This window comes from Vibrio splendidus (genome assembly GCF_002873455.1).
GTDB lineage: Bacteria > Pseudomonadota > Gammaproteobacteria > Enterobacterales > Vibrionaceae > Vibrio > Vibrio splendidus_J.
In genome coordinates this window covers 35,312-58,300 of sequence record NZ_MCUN01000020.1, presented here as the reverse complement: position 1 = coordinate 58,300, position 22,989 = coordinate 35,312, and the positions used below count along the sequence as shown (strand labels likewise).

22 protein-coding genes are annotated in these 22,989 nt (G+C 45.6%); 8 read left to right on the top strand and 14 right to left on the bottom strand.

The features are described from left to right. Positions 1 to 15 precede the first annotated feature (15 nt). The gene (locus BCU75_RS16675) at positions 16 to 615 is read left to right on the top strand and encodes a thiol:disulfide interchange protein DsbA/DsbL (RefSeq protein WP_076678021.1); all 600 of its coding nucleotides are present in this window, start codon (positions 16 to 18) and stop codon (positions 613 to 615) included. A gap of 136 nt (positions 616 to 751) precedes the next feature. Next, complete coding sequence (locus tag BCU75_RS16670) at positions 752 to 1,705, top strand: DUF2860 domain-containing protein (RefSeq protein WP_102474479.1); 954 nt, start codon at positions 752 to 754, stop codon at positions 1,703 to 1,705. A 63-nt stretch (positions 1,706 to 1,768) separates the two neighbouring features. On the opposite strand, the gene BCU75_RS16665 is transcribed toward BCU75_RS16670, so the two are convergent. Beyond that, a complete protein-coding gene (locus BCU75_RS16665) occupies positions 1,769 to 3,292 on the bottom strand; it encodes a YifB family Mg chelatase-like AAA ATPase (RefSeq protein WP_102474478.1) in 1,524 nt (507 codons plus the stop codon). A 472-nt stretch (positions 3,293 to 3,764) separates the two neighbouring features. On the opposite strand from BCU75_RS16665, the gene ilvG reads away from it, so the two are divergent. From ilvG to ilvA, 5 genes are read left to right on the top strand one after another with little or no spacing between them, the layout of a single operon-like run. Beyond that, complete coding sequence (gene ilvG / locus BCU75_RS16660) at positions 3,765 to 5,411, top strand: acetolactate synthase 2 catalytic subunit (RefSeq protein WP_102474477.1); 1,647 nt, start codon at positions 3,765 to 3,767, stop codon at positions 5,409 to 5,411. Between the two features lies 1 nt (position 5,412). Then, complete coding sequence (ilvM, locus tag BCU75_RS16655; protein ID WP_017055442.1) at positions 5,413 to 5,697, top strand: acetolactate synthase 2 small subunit; 285 nt, start codon at positions 5,413 to 5,415, stop codon at positions 5,695 to 5,697. 12 nt (positions 5,698 to 5,709) lie between these two features. Continuing rightward, positions 5,710 to 6,678: a branched-chain amino acid transaminase gene (locus tag BCU75_RS16650; protein WP_102474476.1), complete on the top strand. Its 969-nt coding sequence runs from the start codon at positions 5,710 to 5,712 to the stop codon at positions 6,676 to 6,678. A gap of 33 nt (positions 6,679 to 6,711) precedes the next feature. Then, positions 6,712 to 8,553 (top strand): dihydroxy-acid dehydratase, encoded by a 1,842-nt coding sequence (ilvD, locus tag BCU75_RS16645; protein ID WP_102474475.1) that lies wholly within the window; start codon positions 6,712 to 6,714, stop codon positions 8,551 to 8,553. A gap of 2 nt (positions 8,554 to 8,555) precedes the next feature. Then, on the top strand, positions 8,556 to 10,100 hold the full coding sequence (ilvA, locus tag BCU75_RS16640; RefSeq protein ID WP_102465137.1) for a threonine ammonia-lyase, biosynthetic: 1,545 nt from the start codon (positions 8,556 to 8,558) through the stop codon (positions 10,098 to 10,100). 98 nt (positions 10,101 to 10,198) lie between these two features. Here the strand turns inward: ilvA and punR are convergent, their stop codons facing one another. After that, positions 10,199 to 11,113, bottom strand: a complete 915-nt coding sequence (gene punR, locus BCU75_RS16635; protein ID WP_076678013.1) for a DNA-binding transcriptional activator PunR — start codon at positions 11,111 to 11,113, stop codon at positions 10,199 to 10,201. A 163-nt stretch (positions 11,114 to 11,276) separates the two neighbouring features. On the opposite strand from punR, the gene punC reads away from it, so the two are divergent. Next, complete coding sequence (punC, locus tag BCU75_RS16630; protein WP_102474474.1) at positions 11,277 to 12,488, top strand: purine nucleoside transporter PunC; 1,212 nt, start codon at positions 11,277 to 11,279, stop codon at positions 12,486 to 12,488. A 123-nt stretch (positions 12,489 to 12,611) separates the two neighbouring features. Here the strand turns inward: punC and glmU are convergent, their stop codons facing one another. From glmU to BCU75_RS16570, 12 genes are all read right to left on the bottom strand, one after another. Further along, the gene (glmU, locus tag BCU75_RS16625; RefSeq protein ID WP_102474473.1) at positions 12,612 to 13,973 is read right to left on the bottom strand and encodes a bifunctional UDP-N-acetylglucosamine diphosphorylase/glucosamine-1-phosphate N-acetyltransferase GlmU; all 1,362 of its coding nucleotides are present in this window, start codon (positions 13,971 to 13,973) and stop codon (positions 12,612 to 12,614) included. A gap of 215 nt (positions 13,974 to 14,188) precedes the next feature. Continuing rightward, the gene (locus tag BCU75_RS16620) at positions 14,189 to 14,611 is read right to left on the bottom strand and encodes a F0F1 ATP synthase subunit epsilon (RefSeq protein WP_004735742.1); all 423 of its coding nucleotides are present in this window, start codon (positions 14,609 to 14,611) and stop codon (positions 14,189 to 14,191) included. An 18-nt stretch (positions 14,612 to 14,629) separates the two neighbouring features. Further along, positions 14,630 to 16,033, bottom strand: coding sequence for a F0F1 ATP synthase subunit beta (gene atpD, locus BCU75_RS16615; RefSeq protein ID WP_076678010.1), 1,404 nt, complete (start codon positions 16,031 to 16,033; stop codon positions 14,630 to 14,632). Between the two features lie 34 nt (positions 16,034 to 16,067). Beyond that, entirely contained in the window at positions 16,068 to 16,934 is an 867-nt protein-coding gene (atpG, locus tag BCU75_RS16610) for a F0F1 ATP synthase subunit gamma (RefSeq protein ID WP_004735739.1), read from the bottom strand. A 48-nt stretch (positions 16,935 to 16,982) separates the two neighbouring features. After that, on the bottom strand, positions 16,983 to 18,524 hold the full coding sequence (gene atpA / locus BCU75_RS16605; protein WP_004735737.1) for a F0F1 ATP synthase subunit alpha: 1,542 nt from the start codon (positions 18,522 to 18,524) through the stop codon (positions 16,983 to 16,985). A 13-nt stretch (positions 18,525 to 18,537) separates the two neighbouring features. Continuing rightward, a complete protein-coding gene (gene atpH, locus BCU75_RS16600; protein ID WP_076678009.1) occupies positions 18,538 to 19,071 on the bottom strand; it encodes a F0F1 ATP synthase subunit delta in 534 nt (177 codons plus the stop codon). A 15-nt stretch (positions 19,072 to 19,086) separates the two neighbouring features. Next, positions 19,087 to 19,557, bottom strand: a complete 471-nt coding sequence (atpF, locus tag BCU75_RS16595) for a F0F1 ATP synthase subunit B (protein WP_017077303.1) — start codon at positions 19,555 to 19,557, stop codon at positions 19,087 to 19,089. 58 nt (positions 19,558 to 19,615) lie between these two features. Further along, complete coding sequence (atpE, locus tag BCU75_RS16590; protein WP_004735734.1) at positions 19,616 to 19,873, bottom strand: F0F1 ATP synthase subunit C; 258 nt, start codon at positions 19,871 to 19,873, stop codon at positions 19,616 to 19,618. Positions 19,874 to 19,922: 49 nt separating this feature from the next. Further along, a complete protein-coding gene (gene atpB, locus BCU75_RS16585) occupies positions 19,923 to 20,720 on the bottom strand; it encodes a F0F1 ATP synthase subunit A (RefSeq protein WP_004735733.1) in 798 nt (265 codons plus the stop codon). Between the two features lie 8 nt (positions 20,721 to 20,728). After that, positions 20,729 to 21,118, bottom strand: a complete 390-nt coding sequence (locus BCU75_RS16580) for a F0F1 ATP synthase subunit I (RefSeq protein WP_102474493.1) — start codon at positions 21,116 to 21,118, stop codon at positions 20,729 to 20,731. A gap of 191 nt (positions 21,119 to 21,309) precedes the next feature. Next, entirely contained in the window at positions 21,310 to 22,191 is an 882-nt protein-coding gene (locus BCU75_RS16575; protein WP_102474472.1) for a ParB/RepB/Spo0J family partition protein, read from the bottom strand. Positions 22,192 to 22,214: 23 nt separating this feature from the next. Further along, positions 22,215 to 22,988 carry a ParA family protein gene (locus tag BCU75_RS16570; protein WP_076678007.1) on the bottom strand — a complete coding sequence of 258 codons (774 nt, stop codon included), beginning with the start codon at positions 22,986 to 22,988 and terminating at the stop codon, positions 22,215 to 22,217. Position 22,989: the final 1 nt, after the last annotated feature.

Here is a 22,989-nt window from a genome sequence, read left to right as displayed (position 1 = left end):
ATGGAGATTGGATAAATGAAAAAGCTATTCGCATTTTTCTCATTGATCATGTTGAGCCTATCCGCTCACGCTGCGAAATTTAACGAAGGTGAACACTACAAAGTTCTCGATCTAGAAGCATCAAAAAAGCCAATGGTGACAGAGTTCTTCTCTTTTTACTGCCCACACTGTAATAGCTTTGAACCAATCATCCAGCAGCTAAAACAGCAGCTACCTAAAGACGCTAAGCTACAGAAGAACCATGTTTCATTCATGGGTGGCAACATGGGCCTGCCAATGAGCAAAGCTTACGCGACGATGATTGCACTGAAAGTTGAAGACAAAATGGTGCCAGTGATGTTTAACCGCATCCACACCATGAACAAGCCTCCCCGCGATGAAGCAGAATTGCGTCAAATCTTCCTAGACGAAGGTGTTGATGCTAAGAAATTCGACGCGGCATACAACGGTTTCGCAGTGGACTCTATGGTTCGTCGTTTCGACAAAGCATTCAAAGACAGCGGCCTTTCGGGTGTTCCAGCTGTCATCGTAAACAACCGTTATTTAGTAGAAGCACAAGGCATCAACTCTCTTGATGAATACTTCGAGCTGGTCAACTTCTTATTGAAGAAGTAAGGTATTAATAGAAAGGAGGCTTCGGCTTCCTTTTTTCTAGTTCAAAAATCATTATTGATAAGTAATTAACCAGGAAATTTAAAGCTTTACTGCTATTAATAACCATCTTAAAAATTGGTGGGCAAGGAGCCCTTGAATGAAAATAAAAATCACACTTCTCGCATTAAGCATTGCTACTACACCAGCATTTGCCAAGCTTGCTGATGAACAAGGTTTCAGTGGTGAAATCTCTATCAATACCGGGGTTACTTCTTCTACCTCAAACTTTAATACCGATGCTGATAGCACCCTTTCGTCAAATACACAGAAAGCCTCATCTGAAAGCTCATTCCTTGTCGCACCTTTAGGCAGTGTCGCTTACACCTTTGGTGAAAAGCCAAACCACCAGGTATACACAGGTACCGCGCGTGATGACGTAGCAACAGGTACTGTTGTATTAGAGGTCGGCTATAAATACCAACTAGAATCAGGCATGACCATCGACGCGTCACTTCTGCCAACCATCATGTCAGGTGAGACCTGGGCAAACCCTTACGCTGAAGGTGTTGCTCGAAGCAAAACCGATGAAACCGGCAATGCCTTTCGTTTGAAGTTGAGTAGCATCGCTGGCTCTGCATTCTCGCTAGACATGGCCTACGCCACCAAAGATGTAGAAGATGATTTAGTTAGAGAAGAACTCCAGCGTGATGCAAAAACGTTCTACTTGAAAGGTCAGTATCGTCAGCCAATCAGTCGTACCATGATGTTAGTACCATCATTGATTTACCAATCAAGCTCTGCGGATGGCAAAGCTGCCTCTTATGAACAATTTGGCGGTGAAGTGAGTTTGTTTGGCGGTATGGGTCGTCACCAATACGCACTAACCGCGGGTTACAACCAACGCTCCTACGATGCAAGCAACCCAATCTATGATAAGAAGCGCAGCGACGACAACATCAACCTGTTTGCCGCGTATGAATATGAGCAATTCATGAACTGGGAAAACTGGTCATTTGTCTCACTAGCAGGCTACGGCACTAGTGACTCTAATATTACCTTCTACGATGAATCGCAATACATCGTCTCAGTCGGTTTGAACTACAAGTTTTAATATCGAGTTCTTAGCTACCAACGACAGAGAAGCCTGTATTTAAGCAGGCTTCTCTGTCTTCTACTAAACAGCTTGAGCTGAGAGTTGCTTCAACAATCTATCCATCGCTCGGTAGCCAAGCGCTTCCGATAAATGCTTCTTTTCAATTTGTTCATTGCCATCTAGATCTGCAATAGTTCGCGCTACCTTAATGATTCGATGATAAGCACGAATCGATAAGCCCAGTCGATGCAGCGCCGTTTCTAGAAACTCCGCATCTTCGCGCCGCAATGGGCAATACTTTTCAATTTCTCGGCTACCTAAAAGTGCATTCGACTTATGGTTTCGAGACAACATCAACTGACGCGCTTGTTTAACTCGTTGCTTCACGACTTGAGTGGTTTCTCCGCGATCGCCTCCTTCGGCTAACATCCCTTTGGGCAATAGAGGGATCTCTAACGACATATCGAATCTATCCAACAATGGCCCAGATAAGCGGTTGAGGTAACGCAGGATAATTTGCGGGTTCGCTCGAGCTTGATTGCCCTCGTAATAACCTGTTGGGCTTGGGTTAAGTGCACCGACTAATTGAAAGCGAGCAGGAAAGCGAGTCTTACCTGCGACACGGGAGATAATGATTTCACCCGACTCTAGCGGCTCTCGCAGTGAATCAAGCACCTTACGCTCAAACTCCGGCATTTCATCAAGAAATAGTAAACCGTTATGCGCTAAAGAGATCTCACCGGGGCGAGGTATCGAGCCACCACCGACCAATGCTGCCATCGAACTCGAATGGTGTGGGGAACGGAAAGGTCGTTGCTTCCAGTTGTACTGATTGATCTCTTGTTGCGTTAAAGAGGCTACCGAAGCGGTTTCCATCGCCTCGTCGTCACTCATTTCGGGTAACAAATCGCGCAATCGAGAAGCCAACATGGTTTTTCCAGTTCCGGGCGGGCCGAGAAAAAGCAGGTTATGGTTGCCCGCTGCGGCGATCTCCAGTGCTCGCTTACCTTGCTGCTGGCCAATAATATCTTGTAAGTCACGATTATCAGACACATCAACATGATGATGCTCGGTTCGATATAAACCAAGCTGAGCCTGGCCACACATATCCGCACAAACCTCTAGCAAGGTTTGCGCTGATTTATGGGCCCCCTTGCCGACTAAGGCCGCCTGATCACCATTGTGGTGTGGAACCACCAAGCATCTTTCAACACTATCGGCGGCTAACGTCGCAGGCAGAACGCCCTTTACCGAGCGTAACTCTCCTGACAATGCCAACTCACCGATAAATTCATGTTGAGCTATTTTTGATGTCGGAAGCTGATCTGACGCCACCAAAATCCCAAGCGCGATTGGCAGATCGAAACGTCCTCCCTCCTTGGGTAAATCAGCAGGCGCGAGGTTGACCGTGATCCTTTTCGATGGAAATTCAAAGCGAGAATTGATGATGGCACTCCTGACTCGATCTTTAGATTCCTTGACCGTCGTTTCAGGTAGCCCCACCAATGTAAACCCAGGCATACCGTTGCTTATATGCACTTCAACAGTCACTTCTGGTGCCTCTACTCCCACACTAGCCCGGCTGTGAATTATCGCGAGTCCCATAACTTTCCTTTGTCTTTGATTTAAAAGTATTCGCTCTGGGTATTCGTTGCTCACCAAAGCGATAAGGTTGTTATATAGCTTGGTGGAATGGTGTTTTAATGTGAAAAAAGAATGACATTTTCCTTGTCATACTGCAGATTTGTGTGATAACACTAGAGATGTAGACTTTTACTGAAGACAATAAACGAGAAAACTCGAATATTATGATTTTTAACGCTCGCATTTACGCACTGATTAACCTGATTATCGTAGTCATTATTAAGACTGCGCGGGGGCGAGTGGGAAGAAAGTAACCACGAATTAGAAAAAACCCCCGCACTGAAAAGTCCGGGGGTTTTTTCTAATTTAGCGATTCGATTTTTATAATTTTTATTATTTTCGGCCTTGCCGATTTACAGGAAGAATGGGAGCACAAGATGTGCAAAGACAACGGAAACAATGACCAAAATAAAGGTAATACGGAGGGATTACGATGAAAGGCGCAGAACTAGTCGTATCCGCACTCAAGCAACAAGGCATTGAGACCGTATTTGGTTACCCAGGTGGTGCCATCATGCCAATCTACGATGCACTTTATGACGGCGGTGTTGAACACATCCTTTGTCGCCATGAACAAGGTGCTGCAATGGCTGCCATTGGTATGGCGCGTGCAACACAAGACGTGGCTGTTTGTATGGCTACCTCAGGCCCAGGCGCGACGAACCTAGTCACTGGTCTTGCTGATGCCTTTATGGATTCCATCCCACTCGTTGCCATTACTGGACAAGTTGCGAGTTCCCACATAGGTACCGATGCATTCCAAGAAATGGATGTGATTGGTATGTCTCTGTCATGTACTAAACACAGTTACCTAGTTACCGACATTGAAGACCTTGCTCCAACACTGGCTGAAGCATTTATCGTTGCAAAAGCAGGGCGTCCCGGTCCGGTTATTGTCGATATCGCTAAAGATGTTCAGCTAGCAGAGTCCCCTGTAAAAATTCTTCCTGAATTTACATCACCAGCCATTCCTGTTGTGACAACGGATGCTATTGAACAAGCTCAGCACTTCTTGTCTCAAGCAACTCGTCCTGTTTTATACGTAGGTGGTGGCGTTCAACTGGCGAAAGCAACCGATGCAGTTCGTGAGTTTTTACGCCTTAATCCAATGCCGGCCGTAAGCACGCTTAAAGGTTTAGGCACTATCGAACGTGACGACCCACACTACCTTGGCATGCTTGGTATGCACGGCACTAAAGCCGCTAACCTAGTGGTTCAAGAAAGTGATCTATTGATTGTTGTCGGTGCTCGTTTTGATGACCGAGTAACAGGAAAACTGGATACCTTTGCACCGCACGCTAAGGTTATCCATATCGATATCGATGCGGCAGAGTTCAGCAAACTGCGCCTGGCTGATGCGCCAATTCGCGGTGACATCAACAAGATCCTGCCTCAACTAGAACTGAGCCAAGACATCTCATCTTGGGTTCACCACTCTGAAGGCCTTCGCTCCTCATTCAAATGGCGCTACGACCACCCAGGCGATCTTATCTTTGCTCCACTACTGCTAAAACAGTTATCAGATATGATGCCAGCAAGCTCTATCGTTTCGACGGATGTTGGCCAACACCAGATGTGGGCCGCTCAGCACATTCAGCCACGCGATCCACAAAACTTCATAACTTCAGCGGGCTTAGGCACTATGGGCTTTGGCCTACCTGCAGCGATGGGTGCATCGGTTGGCCGTCCTGATGACCAATCTATACTTATCTCAGGCGACGGTTCATTCATGATGAACGTGCAAGAGCTTGGTACGCTGAAGCGTCGCCAAATCCCAGTGAAGATGGTGCTTCTTAATAACTCTCGCTTGGGCATGGTTCGCCAATGGCAATCACTGTTCTTTGATGGCCGCCACAGTGAAACAATCTTGGATGACAACCCTGACTTCGTCATGCTCGCAAAAGCGTTCGATATCCCGGGCAAAACCATCACTCGTAAAGAAGAAGTAGAACCAGCATTAAAAGAAATGCTAGAGAGTAAAACCGCTTACCTACTTCATGTCCTTATCGATGAAGAAGAAAACGTATGGCCACTAGTACCGCCAGGTGCTTCAAACAGTGAGATGTTGGAGAACACATAACATGAAAAGATACCTATTAGACATCAAAGCCGATGATAAGCCTGTACTACTAGAGCGTGTTCTTCGTGTTATCCGCCACCGTGGCTTCATTGTTAAACAAGTCGCAGGCACTCAAAACCATGAAAGCAAAGTGGCGAGTGTAGAGATCATTGTAGACAGTGACCGTCCGATCTCTTTTTTGGTAAATCAAATTGAAAAGCTGTGGGATGTGCGTACCGTTGACGTTATCTCGATCAGCCGCAATGAGCTACCAAACAACAATTTACAACAAAAGATAAACGCATAAGGAACCGCAAACATGACAGCTAAAACAGCAGATTATATTTGGTTTAACGGTGAGATGGTTCCTTGGGCAGAGGCGAACGTTCACGTCCTGACTCACGCAATGCACTACGGTACTTCAGTGTTTGAAGGTGTTCGTTGCTACAACACACCAAAAGGACCGGTTATCTTCCGTCACCCTGAACATGCAAGACGCCTAAAAGACTCAGCGAAAATCTACCGCTTCCCAATTCCTTTTACTGAGGAAGAAATAATGGAAGCGACTCGCGAAACGCTACGCCAAAATAAGCTAGAGTCAGCGTACATCCGCCCTCTAGGCTTTGTGGGTAACGTTGGTTTAGGTGTTTGCCCTCCTGAAAATACAGAAATGGATCTGATCATCGCAGCTTTCCCATGGGGTTCTTACCTTGGTGAAGAAGCGCTAGAAAATGGCGTAGATGCGATGATCTCAAGCTGGAACCGTGCAGCGCCAAATACAATCCCAACCTCAGCAAAGGCTGGTGGTAACTACCTATCTTCACTGCTAGTTGGTAGTGAAGCGCGTCGTCATGGTTACGATGAAGGTATTGCCCTAAGCGTCGATGGTTATCTTTCAGAGGGTGCGGGCGAGAACATTTTTGTGATTCGTAACGGCATTCTTTCTACACCACCAGCAACCAGCGCGATTCTGCCGGGTATCACTCGTGACTCGATCATGACGTTAGCCAAAGACATGGGTTATGAAATCCGTGAAGAGAACATTGCTCGTGAAGCACTGTACCTTGCTGACGAAGTCTTCATGACAGGCACTGCAGCAGAAATCGTTCCAGTTCGCAGTGTAGACAAAATTACAGTAGGTGAAGGCAAACGCGGTCCTATCACTGAAAAAGTTCAAGCAGCTTACTTTGGTTTATTCAATGGCACTACTGAAGATAAGTGGGGCTGGTTAGATTACGTTTATCCAGCAGACCACACGTCAGAAAACCAAACACAGACAACTAAGTAAGCAACAGCCAAATATTTTATAAGGATTTAAGCAATGCCAATCTATCGTTCAGCAACGACTACCCACGGACGCAACATGGCTGGTGCGCGCGCTTTATGGCGTGCAACTGGCGTTAAAGATGATGACTTCGGTAAGCCAATCATCGCGGTTGTAAACTCTTTCACTCAATTCGTACCAGGCCACGTACACCTTAAAGATATGGGTCAACTGGTTGCGGGTGAAATCGAGAAAGCGGGCGGTATCGCTAAAGAATTCAACACCATCGCGGTTGATGATGGTATCGCAATGGGTCACGGTGGCATGCTGTACTCATTGCCATCACGTGAGCTTATCGCAGACTCAGTAGAATACATGGTCAATGCACACTGTGCGGATGCAATGGTGTGTATCTCTAACTGTGACAAAATTACTCCGGGAATGATGATGGCCGCAATGCGCCTCAACATCCCAGTGATCTTTGTATCTGGTGGTCCAATGGAAGCGGGTAAAACCAAGCTTTCAGATCAAATCATCAAGCTAGACCTTGTTGATGCGATGATTCAGGGTGCCGATCCAACCATTTCTGATGCGCAAAGTGAGCAAGTAGAACGTTCTGCATGTCCAACATGTGGATCATGTTCAGGCATGTTCACGGCTAACTCAATGAACTGTCTGACAGAAGCGCTTGGCCTCTCTCAGCCAGGTAACGGTTCTATGCTAGCAACCCACGCAGATCGTGAAGAGCTGTTCATCAATGCCGGTAAACGTATCGTTGACCTAACTAAGCGTTACTACGAGCAAGACGACGAATCAGCACTGCCACGCAACATTGCTAACCGCGCAGCCTTTGATAATGCAATGGCGCTAGATATCGCGATGGGTGGTTCAAGTAACACAGTACTTCACCTTTTAGCGGCTGCTCAAGAAGGTGAGATTGCTTTTGATATGGATGATATTGACGCCATGTCTCGCCGCGTTCCACACCTATGTAAGGTTGCTCCTTCAACACCGAAATACCACATGGAAGACGTTCACCGTGCTGGTGGCGTAATGGCTATCTTAGGTGAGCTCGATCGTGCAGGTCTATTGAACAACCAAACACGCACCGTTCTCGGCCTAAGCATGCAAGAACAGCTAGCTCAATACGACATCATGCAGACAGAAGACGAAGCCGTACTTAAGTTCTTCCGCGCTGGTCCTGCAGGTATCCGTACCACTAAAGCTTTCTCACAAGACTGTCGTTGGGACCGTCTTGATGATGACCGTAAAGAAGGTTGTATCCGTACTAAAGAGAACGCATTCAGCCAAGAAGGCGGCCTAGCGGTACTTTCAGGTAACATCGCCGTTGATGGTTGTATCGTTAAGACTGCAGGTGTTGATGAAGATAACCTTAAATTCCAAGGCCCTGCTATCGTATTTGAAAGCCAAGATACGGCAGTAGACGGTATATTAGCTGGCAAAGTAAAAGCAGGCGAAGTGGTGGTTATTCGTTACGAAGGTCCTAAAGGCGGTCCGGGTATGCAAGAAATGCTCTACCCAACCACTTACCTAAAATCGATGGGCTTAGGTAAAGCTTGTGCACTTCTAACTGACGGACGTTTCTCTGGTGGTACATCAGGTCTGTCTATCGGTCACGCTTCTCCAGAAGCCGCAAGCGGTGGTGTCATTGGTCTAGTGAACACAGGCGATATCATCACTATCGATATCCCTAGCCGCTCAATCACGCTTGATGTTCCTGAAGCAGAACTAGAAGCGCGTCGTGTTAAGCAAGATGCTCTAGGCTGGAAACCAGAAAACCGTCAACGTGAAGTGTCTTTCGCACTGAAAGCTTACGCAAGTATGGCGACCAGTGCCGACAAAGGCGCTGTGCGTGATAAGTCTAAGCTTGAGGGCTAACTATGAGTGATGGTACTTCCAGTCCCCAGAAACCCACTGGCGCAGATTATCTGCGTCAGATCCTGAGAGCTCCGGTTTACGAAGCGGCGATCGTGACGCCTCTACAAGATATGCCACGTTTGAGCGCTCGTATCGGTAACCTGGTTCAGCTAAAACGAGAAGACCGTCAGCCGGTGCACTCGTTTAAGCTGCGTGGTGCCTATAACATGGTATCAAGCCTCTCAGAACAGCAGAAAGCTGCAGGTGTAATTGCAGCATCGGCGGGTAATCATGCTCAAGGTATGGCGCTTTCGGGTTCGAAACTTGGTATTCAGACCACGATTGTGATGCCAAAAACCACGCCTGATATCAAGGTTGATGCAGTACGCGGATTTGGCGGTAAGGTCGTTTTACACGGCAGTAATTTCGATGAAGCGAAAGCGGAAGCGGAACGTCTGTCGGCTGAACATGGCTTCACCTTTGTTCCTCCTTTCGATCACCCACTGGTGATTGCAGGGCAAGGTACGATGGGTATGGAGATGCTGCAGCAAAACGGCCATATGGATTATATCTTTGTGCCGGTTGGTGGTGGTGGCTTAGCCGCTGGTGTTGCAGTGCTTATCAAACAGCTGATGCCAGAGATTAAAGTGATTGCGGTAGAGCCTGAAGACTCGGCTTGCTTGAAAGCAGCACTGGATGCGGGTGAACCAGTGGTACTGGATCAGGTCAGCATGTTTGCTGATGGTGTTGCGGTTAAACGCATTGGTGAAGAAACCTTCCGTCTCTGCCAACAGTACATTGATGGTCATATTACCGTCTCCAGCGATGAAATTTGCTCTGCGGTAAAGGACATCTTTGAAGATACCCGTGCAATTGCTGAGCCTTCAGGAGCGCTGGCTCTGGCTGGCTTGAAGAAGTTTGCTGAACAAAACCAACTGCAAGATAAGCAACTGGCGACAGTATTGTCTGGTGCGAACACCAACTTCCACGGTCTGCGTTATGTCTCTGAGCGTTGTGAGTTGGGTGAGAAGCGAGAAGGTCTACTTGCGGTGACTATTCCAGAGCGACAAGGTGCGTTCCTAGAGTTCTGTAACATTATTGGTGGTCGAGCGGTGACTGAGTTTAACTACCGCCACAACGACGAAAGCCTAGCGAATATCTTCGTTGGTGTACGTCTACAAGGTGGACAAGAAGAACTCGAACACATCATCAATGACTTACGTGAGGGCGGCTACCCGGTTGTCGATCTCTCTGATGATGAAATGGCTAAGTTGCACATTCGCTACATGATTGGCGGAAAACCATCGAAACCATTGAAAGAACGCCTTTACAGCTTTGAGTTCCCAGAATATCCAGGTGCGTTGATTAAATTCCTTGATACCTTAGGGACTCACTGGAATATCAGCCTGTTCAACTATCGTAACCATGGTGCCGATTACGGTCGTGTGCTGTGTGGCTTCGAACTCGGTGATGACGATTTAGCTCAGTTCTCTACACACTTAGAAGAACTTGGCTACCAGTGCAAAGATGAAACCGATAACCCTTCCTACAAGTTTTTCTTGTCTTAAGAGTTAAGCTATCGAACCAAAAAGAGCGAGTATTTACTCGCTCTTTTTATTTGAATACTTTCAGGTAAACCTCACACGATCCTTTTTTAAGTAGATCATTAAAGTGCTTTACGATGATCCAACCAATCTTGATGAAGCTGCTCACTTGATCCTAGATATTTGACCATCCATTCGATCAATTTATGGTTATCGTCTTTTCGCCACACCAAACAACAGTGACTCTGCGGGCTAGGCTCAGGTAGTATTTTTTCCACCAGCAAGCCTTGCTCAATAATGGGGGCAGCAATGTGTCTTGGCATGTAACCTACCCCAACGCCATTCTTGAGGCATTCAATCGCGCTATACCAATTAGGTAACAATAGACGTCTTTGATCCGCAAAGTGCCCTGTGTGTCGCTTAGGTAGCACACTAGAAGTATCATCCAAGCATATTGCTGGGTACTGGCTAACAAAGGCCTCATTAAGGTTTTGCTCTCGCACACAGGGGTGACTGGGTGACATCACAAATGCCCAATCTAACCGCCCCATATCCTTAACTTCAAAGTCACCGCCAACCGGAATCGCCGAAGTGGCTCCAATGACGACATCGGCCCTGCCCTGTGCAATGGCTTCCCAAGAACCATTAAACACTTCCATGTTGATCTGCAGCTCAGCGAACTCAAAGGTTTGATAAAACTCTTCGATCATCGGCTTCATCTTGTCGAGCTTAACTACGTTATCAAGGGTTAGACGTAAGGTTTTCTTCCAACCACGCGCAGCTCGGCGAGTTTGCGCACTGAGTTCTTCCATCTGTCTCAGCAGTTGACGAGCCTCTTCAATAAACAGCTCCCCAGCAGGCGTCAGCTCTACTTTTCTTGGTAAGCGTCTGAAAAGTAGAACATCAAGCTCTTGCTCCACCTGCCTAACCCCATAGCTGATCGCCGATGGTACTTTGTGCAATTGCTCTGCAGCCGCAGTGAAGCTGCCCAAGCGAGCAACGGTATCAAGCATTTCTAACGAGGATTTAGAGAACATAAGCCTTCAAATTTTTTGATTGATAACTACATATTTTAGCGTTTTATTTTATCAGCTCTGAAAAATAGAATGTCAGCATAAATAAACAGGGGTTCTTATCCCTGAGTATCTAACAATTTTTTTGATGATAAAAACATCACTACCTTTAGCTTAATGGCATCTTATGAATATTTCTAAATTTCAATTGGTCTACCTTGCAGTTCTTTCCATGCTTGGCTTTATTGCGACCGATATGTACCTTCCTGCATTTAAGGCAATGGAAGTCGATTTTGCAACCGGCCCTGAGCAGATTGCTCTGTCTCTAACCGTATTCCTTGGTGGTATGGCAATGGGTCAGCTTCTTTGGGGTCTGGCGAGTGACAAATATGGTCACCGCAATACGCTGGCGGTTGGTCTTGTTATCTTTACTGCCGCTTCATTCGGCTTAGCATTCAGTACCGAGGTATGGCACCTACTAACGCTGCGCTTCATTCAAGCGATCGGTGTGTGTGCGCCTGCGGTAATTTGGCAAGCAATGGTTATTAAGCGTTACTCTCAAAGCAGCAGCCAGCAAATTTTTGCGACTATCATGCCTCTAGTAGCGCTATCTCCAGCCTTAGCACCGCAACTGGGTGTATTGCTAGCAGACAGCTTTGGTTGGCACAGTATCTTTATCACATTAACGCTAATGGGCGCATTGTTAATAGCTACAACAATGGCTCAACCAAAAGAAGCGCCAGAAGTAAAACAAACGTCGATCAAAACTGATATCAAAGCACTACTTCATTCAAAGCCATACATGGGCAATGTGTTGATGTTTGCATCGGCGTCAGCTGCGTTCTTCGCTTATCTAACCGGTATGCCAGAGATCATGGCTCAGCTAGGTTATGAAGCAAAAGACATCGGCTTGAGCTTTATTCCACAAACCATTGCATTCATGGCGGGTGGTTACTTCGGTAAGCAGGCAGTGAAGAAGTATGGCGATGGTGTCGTACTAAGAAATCTTATTGGTTTGTTTAGTGTTGCCGCATTACTGATTTTCATTGCATCACAATGGGAACTGGCTTCAATCTGGCCTCTACTAGCACCTTTCTGTCTGATTGCCGTAGCGAATGGTGCACTTTACCCAATCGTTGTGAACCGTGCTCTATCAAGCGCGAAACAGAGCCCTGCGACAGCGGCTGGCTTACAAAACAGCCTGCAAATCAGTATTAGTGGCCTAGCAAGTGCATTGGTTGCAGCAATGGCAAGCCAAGCACTAAGCGCAACAGGAATCGCGGTAGTGATTTGTTTAGGTGCATTGTGGGTTGGCTATATTGTTTCGAACAAAGAGCTTTCTGAACACTTTGCAACACCGGATAACTCTCGAGTGGTTGCTGACGATAAACAAGATTAGTTTGTAGTTTAAGAAAACAAAAAAGAGCGAGATTACTCGCTCTTTTTTGCATCTAGGATTACTTATAAAAAAACCAGTAGCAGTGCTACTGGCTCTATCGCAGTCATCTAATTTATAGCGAGGCTATTTTTTCTTAACCGGACGCTGCCAATTCGCTATTTTGCGTTCTTTAGCGCGGCTAATAACAAGCTCGTTCTCAGAAACATCACGAGTCACCGTAGAGCCTGCACCGACAGTTGCGCCATTGCCAATAGTAACAGGTGCGATTAATTGGCTGTCTGAGCCAACGAATACGTCATCGCCGATGATGGTCTTAAACTTGTTTGCGCCATCATAGTTACAAGTAATAGCACCTGCACCCACGTTTACGCGTTGACCAATTTCAGCATCGCCTAAGTACGTTAGGTGATTCGCTTTAGAGCCTTCACCAAGGCGAGTGTTCTTCACTTCAACAAAGTTACCTACGTGCGAGTTATTACGCATGTCAGCACCTGGACGCAAGCGAGTGAATGGACCAACCGTACAGTCTTCACCGACCGTTGCACCCTCAATTACACTGTATGGACGTACGATGGTGTTGTCATCAATCTCACAGTCTTTCAATACACAACCAGTGCCGATAACTACATTATCGCCAATGCTTACGCTGCCTTCGATGATAACGTTAGTATCAATCTCAACATCCATACCGCATTGCAATTCACCACGCAGATCAAAGCGGCTTGGGTCACGCAGCATTACGCCTTGCTTCAATAGCTTGTCTGCTTGCTCAGCTTGGTAAGCGCGCTCTAGACGAGCCAGTTGAGAGCGGTCGTTCACGCCTTCAACTTCAATTGGGCTTACTGGGTGTACAGCTTCAACGGCACGGCCTTCATCGTGAGCGGCTGCAATAACGTCAGTCAGGTAGTATTCACCTTGTGCGTTATCGTTACTTAAGCCAGACAACCAACGCTTCAGATCGCCACCAGTCGCCACCATAACGCCAGTGTTGATCTCTTTGATAAGCTTCTGCTCATCCGTTGCGTCTTTTTGTTCAACGATAGCGACAACAGGACCATTACGACGAATAATGCGACCGTAGCCCATTGGGTTGTCTAACACGACCGTAAGTAGCGCGATGCCACCATTTGGTTGAGCGTCTAATAGGTTTTCAATGGTTTCAGGTGAAATAAGTGGAACATCACCGTATAGCACCAGTACTTTTTCATCATCAGCGAAATATGCAGATGCCTGATCCACAGCGTGGCCAGTACCCAACTGCTCAGCTTGTAGCGCCCAGTTTACAGATTCTTCAGCTAGGGTAGCCTTCATCTGATCACCACCGTGGCCGTAAACCAAGTTGATGTTTTGAGCACCTAGACCATTACAGGTATCGATAACATGCTTCACCATTGGCTTGCCTGCAAGCGTGTGCAGAACCTTTGGTGTGTTTGAATACATGCGAGTGCCTTTGCCCGCTGCGAGAATTACCGCGCTAAACTTCATTGTAAACCTATCCAACATTATTTTTATTAAGCCGATATTGTAACCGTTTTAAGTTAATAAATTAAATCGTAATAGCCATTTAACCAGTACTGATACGTAAAAGGATCATCATTAGTCCTCAATGTGTAAACACATTGCAGGGCGAGACAACCTAAAAATGCAAAAAGGCGACCCTTAGGTCGCCTTTATCTCAGAGTCAGTAATCTTATAAAAGATTAACGACGCTGTTTTGTCAGTTCGATAACTCGTAACTGAGCAATGGCTTTAGCCAGTTCACCGGCCGCTTGTGCGAAGTCTATGTCGCCATGCTGATTTTGGATATTCTCCACAGCCTTGCGTTTAGCTTCTTCCGCCTTTGCTGCGTCTAGTTCTTCACCACGGATAGCCGTATCAGCCAGTACAGTCGCTGTACCAGGTTGAACTTCTACCATACCACCAGAAACATAAATAATTTCTTCGTGGCCGTGCTGCTTAACAATACGCACCATACCAGGCTTGATAGCGGTCAGCAGTGGAGTGTGACCATGGAAAATACCAAGCTCACCCTCACTACCGGTCACCTGAAACGTCTCAACAAGGCCTGAGAAAATTTGTTTCTCTGCACTTACAACGTCTAGGTGAAAGGTTATTGCTGCCATATCGCCTCCTAGTTAGCCTTATAGCTTCTTAGCATTCTCAATAGCTTCGTCAATTGCACCACAGTACATGAACGCTTGCTCTGGAATGTCATCGTATTCACCAGATAGAAGACCTTGGAAGCCACGTAGAGTCTCTTTAAGAGGTACGTAAACGCCTGGGTCACCTGTAAATACTTCCGCTACGTGGTAAGGCTGAGTTAGGAACTTCTCAATCTTACGAGCACGAGATACAACTTGCTTATCTTCTTCAGATAGCTCGTCCATACCTAGGATAGCAATGATATCTTTCAGCTCTTTATAGCGCTGAAGAGTAGACTGAACGCCACGAGCGATGTCGTAGTGCTCTTGTCCAACTACCAATGGATCCAGTTGACGTGAAGTAGAATCTAGCGGGTCGATCGCTGGGTATAGACCCATAGATGCGATATTACGGTTAAGTACTACCGTTGCATCTAAGTGAGCGAACGTTGTTGCTGGAGACGGGTCAGTCAAGTCATCCGCAGGTACGTATACCGCCTGTACAGACGTGATAGAACCAGCTTTAGTTGACGTGATACGCTCTTGTAGAACACCCATTTCTTCAGCTAGTGTAGGTTGGTAACCTACCGCAGAAGGCATACGACCTAGAAGTGCTGATACTTCAGTACCTGCTAGTGTGTAACGGTAGATGTTATCAACAAACAGTAGAACGTCACGACCTTCGTCACGGAAGCGTTCAGCCATTGTTAGACCAGTCAGTGCAACACGTAGACGGTTACCTGGTGGCTCGTTCATCTGACCGTAAACCATCGCTACTTTTGATTCTTCAGGTTTTTCGATGTTTACAACACCTGCTTCCTGCATCTCAAAGTAGAAATCGTTACCTTCACGAGTACGCTCACCTACACCTGCAAATACAGATAGGCCTGAGTGTTGAAGTGCGATGTTGTTGATAAGTTCCATCATGTTAACGGTCTTACCTACACCAGCACCACCGAATAGACCGATTTTACCACCCTTAGCGAATGGACAAATCAAGTCGATCACTTTAACACCAGTTTCTAGAAGAGAAGTCTCGTTAGACTGCTCTTCGTAGCTTGGAGCTTCGCGGTGAATTGCGTAATGCTCTTCAGCACCGATTTCACCACACTCATCAATTGCGTCACCTAGGACGTTCATGATACGACCAAGTGTCTTAGTACCTACTGGTACCGAGATTGGAGCGCCAGTATTTTCAACTGTCAAACCACGACGTAAACCATCAGAGCTACCCATTACGATTGCGCGTACTACGCCACCGCCAAGTTGTTGCTGAACTTCAAGAACTAGACGTTCTGTCACTTCATTAACATTCAGAGCATCGTATACACGAGGTACTTCGCCCTGTGGGAACTCTACGTCGACTACCGCACCAATGATCTGTACGATCTTACCTGTAGCCATCGTTAATCCTCTAACTATTTAGTTTTACCTAAGCTTAAACCGCAGCTGCGCCTGAAACGATCTCAGAAAGTTCTTGTGTAATCGCCGATTGACGGGCTTTGTTATACACAAGTTCTAAGTCATCAATAATGTCACCAGCGTTATCTGTTGCTGATTTCATTGCAATCATTCGAGCCGCTTGCTCACAAGCAAGATTCTCGACCACACCTTGATACACTTGAGATTCGACGTATCGAACTAATAGTGCATCTAGCAGTGGTTTTGGCTCGGGCTCATAAATGTAGTCCCAAGAATGACTGCGTTTCATTTCTTCGCTGTCTGATTTAGGCAAAGGAAGTAATTGATCGATCGTTGGTTCTTGAACCATAGTGTTTTCAAATCTGTTAAACACTACGAACAGGCGATCCAATTCACCTTCATCATATTTCTTCAGCATAACGCTTACAGAGCCAATCAAATCTTCAAGGCTTGGGCGATCACCCAGACCAGAAACTTGAGCTGCTACTTTCGCGCCGCTGTTATTGAAAAATGCTGTTGCTTTAGAACCTACAATTGCAAGCTCTACATCAGCACCTTTCTCAGACCAATCTTTCATGTCGTTCATAGCTTTTTTGAACAAGTTAATGTTCAAACCACCACAAAGACCACGGTCTGTAGAAACGATGATGTAACCAACACGTTTGGCTTCACGTTCCTCAAGATAAGGATGCTTATACTCGAGGCTACCATTAGCCAAATGACCGATCACTTTACGCATTGTTTCTGCATATGGACGAGTAGCTTCCATTGCGTCTTGAGAACGACGCATTTTTGAAGCTGCTACCATTTCCATTGCTTTCGTAATCTTCTGTGTGCTTTTAACACTACCGATTTTATTACGTATCTCTTTTGCGCCGGCCATCGTTACTCTCCGTTAATGGTATGAGGTGGCCCTAAGACCACCTACCAATTACCAGGTCTGGGTTGCCTTGAAATCGTCAACAAGCTTCTTCAGCTCAGCTTCGATTTCTTTGTTGAAAGCACCCGTTGCGTCGATCTGTGTTGCTAGATCAGCGTATTGACCACGAGCAAACGACAGTAAAGCAGCTTCAAAATCTAGAACTTTAGAAAGTTCTACGTCTTGAAGGTATCCACGCTCTGCAGCGAAGATTACTAGAGCTTGGTCAAATACAGACATAGGAGCATATTGTTTCTGCTTCATCAGTTCTGTAACTTTTTGACCGTGGTCTAGTTGCTTCTTGGTCGCTTCATCAAGATCCGAAGAGAACTGAGCAAATGCTGCAAGTTCACGGTATTGAGCTAGAGCAGTACGGATACCGCCAGATAGCTTCTTGATGATTTTAGTCTGCGCCGAACCACCTACACGAGAAACTGAGATACCTGGGTCAACAGCTGGACGTACGCCCGCGTTGAATAGCTCAGTTTGTAGGAAGATCTGACCATCAGTAATCGAGATTACGTTCGTTGGTACGAATGCAGATACGTCACCAGCTTGCGTTTCGATGATAGGTAGAGCAGTTAAAGAACCAGTCTTGCCTGTCACTTCGCCGTTAGTGAATTTTTCTACGTATGCTTCGCTTACACGAGCAGCACGCTCTAGTAGACGAGAGTGAAGGTAGAAAACATCACCTGGGAACGCTTCACGACCTGGTGGACGCTTAAGTAGTAGCGAGATTTGACGGTAAGCTACCGCTTGCTTAGATAGATCATCATAAACAATCAGTGCATCTTCACCGCGATCACGGAAGTATTCGCCCATCGCACAACCAGCATACGGTGCAAGGTATTGCAGCGCTGCAGATTCAGAAGCCGATGCAACAACAACAACAGTGTTTGCTAGTGCGCCGTGCTCTTCTAGTTTGCGAACTACGTTAGCAATAGTCGACGCTTTTTGGCCGATAGCAACGTAGATAGAGAAAATACCAGAATCTTTTTGGTTAATAATCGCATCGATCGCCATTGCTGTTTTACCAGTCTGACGGTCACCGATTACTAGTTCACGTTGACCACGACCGATAGGGATCATTGAGTCAACAGACTTGTAACCAGTTTGAACAGGTTGATCTACCGATTTACGGTCGATTACACCTGGTGCGATAATTTCTACAGGCGAAGTTAGTTTCGCTTCGATAGGACCTTTACCATCAATTGGCTCACCCAGCGTGTTTACAACACGACCAAGCATTTCAGGACCTACTGGTACTTCAAGAATACGACCAGTACCTGTAACTTTCATGCCTTCCTGTAGGTCAGCATACGGGCCCATTACAACAGCACCAACCGAATCACGGTTCAAGTTTAGTGCTAGCGCGTAACGGCCACCCGGTAGTTCGATCATTTCACCTTGCATCACGTCCGCTAGGCCGTGGATGCTAAGGATGCCATCGCTTACAGAAACGATAGTACCTTCATTGCGAGCTTCACTAACAACGTCGAAAGATTCAATACGTTGTTTAATTAGATCGCTAATTTCAGTGGAATTAAGTTGCATGCTCCAATCCCCATTAAGACTGCAATGCATCGCTCAGGCGGTCTAAACGACTGCGCGCTGAGTTATCGATGACTAGGTCTCCGGCTCGAATAATAACTCCACTAAGTAGAGTCTCATCTATACTGCAATTCAGCTGAACTTTGCGCGCTAAGCGCAGTTCCAATTTGCTGATGATGCTTGTGCGCTGTTCTTCAGAAAGTTCAACAGCTGAAGTAACTTCAACGTCGATCTTTTTCTCATGCTCTTGTTTAAGCAATAAGAACTGTTTACAAACATCAGGAAAGGCCATTAAACGACCATTCTCTGCCATCACTTTAATTAAGTTTTGGCCGAATTCATCAAATTGTTCGCCACAAATTACAATGAATATTTCAGCTAATTTTTCAGCAGTCATAGAACTGCTTAATAAATTATGAACATCATCATTTTGTGCCACTTCGGCAGCAAAAGTAAGCATTTGACCCCATTGGTCTAGCTCACCTTTATCTACCGCAAAGTCAAACGCTGCTTTAGCATAGGGGCGTGCGATTGTAGTCAAATCAGACATATACAGCCCCTTGCTTTAAAGTTTTGCAGTAATGTTGTTAAGAAGATCATTGTGTACATCTTTATCGATTGTACGTTCAAGGATTTTCTCAGCACCAGCTATAGCCAGAGTTGCGACTTGTTTGCGCAGGTCATCACGGGCACGTGTGCGTTCAGCTTCAATTTCTGCTTCAGCTTGCGTTAAGATCTTCTGGCGTTCTGCCTGAGCCTCTTCGCGAGCTTCATCAATAATTTGAGCTTTACGTTTGTTTGCCTGATCAATAACCTCAGTTGCAGTGCGCTTCGCTTCCTTCATTTGCTCAGAAGCGTTGGCTTGTGCCAGGTTCAAGTCTTTAGCAGCGCGTTCAGCGGCTACAAGACCGTCAGCAATTTTTTTCTGACGTTCTTCAATTGCTTGCATGATTGGTGGCCATACATATTTCATGCAGAACCAAACAAACAGCGAAAAAGCAATTGCTTGACCTAACAGAGTTGCGTTCATATTCACAACAGCTACTCCTCGTTAAGAATCAACTACAAAAATTTAATTAACTATTGAGAGTTAATTAGCCTGCTAGCTGACTTACAAATGGGTTAGCAAACGTGAATAGTAGTGCGATTACGATACCGATCATTGGAACAGCATCCAGTAGACCAGCGATGATGAACATCTTAACTTGTAGCATTGGAGCCATTTCAGGTTGACGCGCAGCGCCTTCTAGGAATTTACCACCAAGAATAGCAAAACCAATTGCAGTACCTACGGCACAAAGACCAACAATGATAGCAACAGCGATTGCTGAAAAACTTAGTACAGTTTCCATTTACGTTCTCCGATTAACATTAATAGTTAGAATAAAGCTTAAAAATTTTTTAGTGATCACTATCTTCATGGGCCATTGATAGGTAAACGATTGTCAACATCATGAAAACAAACGCTTGAATCAAAATAACCAAGATATGGAAGATAGCCCAAGGTAGTGCTCCTACCCATTGTAAGTACCACGGTAGCATTGCCGCGATAAGAATAAACACCACCTCACCCGCAAACATATTACCAAATAAACGCATACCTAGAGATAGTGGCTTCGCTAATAACGAAATTACCTCAAGTACCAAGTTAAATGGAATCATGATTGGGTGATTAAATGGATGCAGTGCCAATTCTTTAGCAAATCCGCCCAAGCCTTTCACTTTGATGCTGTAATAGATCATCAGAGCAAAAACACCTAAAGCCATTGCCATTGTTATATTTACATCAGCTGTAGGAACCACTTTCAAGTAAGGGATACCTAGCCAATGCTCTGCAGGATACGGTAAGAAATCGATAGGCACTAAGTCCATCAAGTTCATTATGATAATCCAGCAGAATATAGTCAGTGCTAATGGAGCTACCAGAGGATTGCGGCCATGGAAAGTTTCTTTAACGTTGTCGCCAACGAATTCCACTACCATTTCAACAAAACACTGAAGCTTACCAGGTACACCTACTGTTGCTTTCTTAGCGACTGAGCGAAAAACCCAAAGGAATAACACCCCTGTCAGCACAGAAAAAAACAGACTGTCTATATGTACGTTCCAGAAACTTGTTTCCTCTACAAGACCAAACTTAGCTAAAGAAAGGTTTTGTAAATGGTGTTCAATGTATCCGGATGCTGTTGGCGCAGCCATAACTCATCCTATTTTTTATTGTTAATGAAAAGCACTGGCGCAAAGATATTAATACCTAGAACCAGTAAATAGGTCAGTTTGAGGGGAATTAATTCCACCTGCATATACATGTAGACAATAGAGAATAGTAAAACTGTGATTAAGATTTTGAGCACTTCACCAGCATAGAACGACGCCGCAACTAACTTAGTTGCGCGAGCTCCACAAAATAGGAAAGCACACACACAAAAAACCACATTCGCGATGACAAAAATACCGCCACCGATTAATGCAGCAAAACCCCAATCAGGATTAACAGCTAAACCTAACCCTACCGCCACTAATATAACCGCGCTAAGCTCGATCAATAACATTTGCTTTGCAAGCACTCGTCCTGGTCTTGCTAACGCCGCTACCATGTATTCGTTCCTCTTTAAGCCCACTTTACCACTCGCTTCAAAGCGTGCTGAGAAATTGGCGAAAATTATACGTTCAGCCAAATTGATTGCAATCACAATGCAGCAATCATTTACATTTTTGCATACAAACCGACAACTTTTGTACGCAATTGCTTGTTTATTACATAATTGACCTAAATCAATTATCTCATTTAGTACTCTAGTTTAGCAATAAGTTGCTCTAATTTGTGAGGCTCATCAATAGTAATCGTCACTTTTGACTTACCGCTAACAGAACGAGTAACTGAAACGTTTGCTTGCAATTTTTCCGTGAGTCTTCGTGAAAGTTCGATAGCTTCTGTGTCTTCAGGCTTCGATTCTAGTTCAACGTCGGGTTTTAAGCGCTTTTTGACAAGCTGCTCAGTTTGACGCACGGTCATTTTTTTTGTTGCCGCAGTGTTTGCTGCTTCAATCTGGGTATCACCTTCAAGCGCAAGCAATGCTCGAGCATGACCCATTTCCAGTAGTTTATTGGAAACTAAACCTTTTACTTCATTTTCTAGCTGATTTAGACGTAATAAGTTACTAACCGTTGCTCTCGATTTACCGATCACTTCGGCGACTTGTTGATGTGTCAGCTCAAATTCGTTCTGTAGGCGTTCTAGCGCTTGTGCTTCTTCGATAACATTTAGGTCTTCACGCTGAATGTTCTCAATCAATGCCATCGCAATCGCAGCTTTGTCTTCAACCTTCTTGACCAAGCACGGCACCTGTTTTAGGCCAGCTTGACGCGCAGCTCTCCAACGGCGCTCACCAGCGATAATCTCATATTGACCATACGTTAAAGGACGTACAACGATAGGTTGAATAATACCTTGAGATTGAATAGATGCAGCCAGCTCTTCTAGCGCTTCTGGCGCAATATCCTTACGCGGTTGATATACGCCTGGCTTCAAGCTACCGATAGCAATCTCTGTGAACTCGCCTTCTGCAGACAAAGCCTGACTATGAGAAGCAACTTGTTGTTTTTCACGAGCCAATGAGCTAGTTGCAAGTAATGCATCTAACCCTTTTCCTAAACCACGCTTAGACATTGAGCGAATTCCTTTGGTTAGACCTATACTGGGACTTCTTCACGACGCAACATTTCGCCTGCAAGAGCAAGATATGCCTTAGCACCTGCGGAATACTTGTCGTAGTACATTGCTGGCTTGCCATGACTCGGCGCTTCTGCCAAACGTACATTTCGAGGGATCACAGTTCGGTAAACTTTGCTACCGAAGTGTTTTTTGAGTTGATCAGAGACTTCATTCGATAAGCGGTTACGAGGATCGTACATTGTACGAAGAAGACCTTCGATCTTCAGGTTCTCGTTTACTACCGCTGCGAGCTTACTGATGGTATCCATCAACGCAGTCAAACCTTCCAAAGCAAAATATTCACATTGCATAGGAACCAATACGGAATCGGCCGCAGCCATCGCGTTGATTGTAAGAAGGTTTAATGATGGCGGGCAATCAATAAAGATGAAATCATAGTTATTGCGAATGGATTCGAGTGCGTTTTTTAAACGAACTTCACGAGCAAAGACTTCCATTAACTTGATTTCTGCCGCAGTAACATCACCGTTTGCGGCGATGAGGTCATAGTTACCAGATGTACTTCGGCAAACTACCTCATCAAATGGGGTGTCTTCAACCAACAAATCGTAAGCAGTTGCTTCAACCTGATATTTGTCGACACCGCTTGCCATAGTGGCATTACCTTGAGGATCGAGGTCAACAACCAATATCTTGCGTTTTGTTGCCGCCATTGATGCTGCCAAATTAATGCAAGTTGTTGTTTTTCCTACGCCGCCCTTCTGGTTGGCAATTGCTACGATTTTACCCACT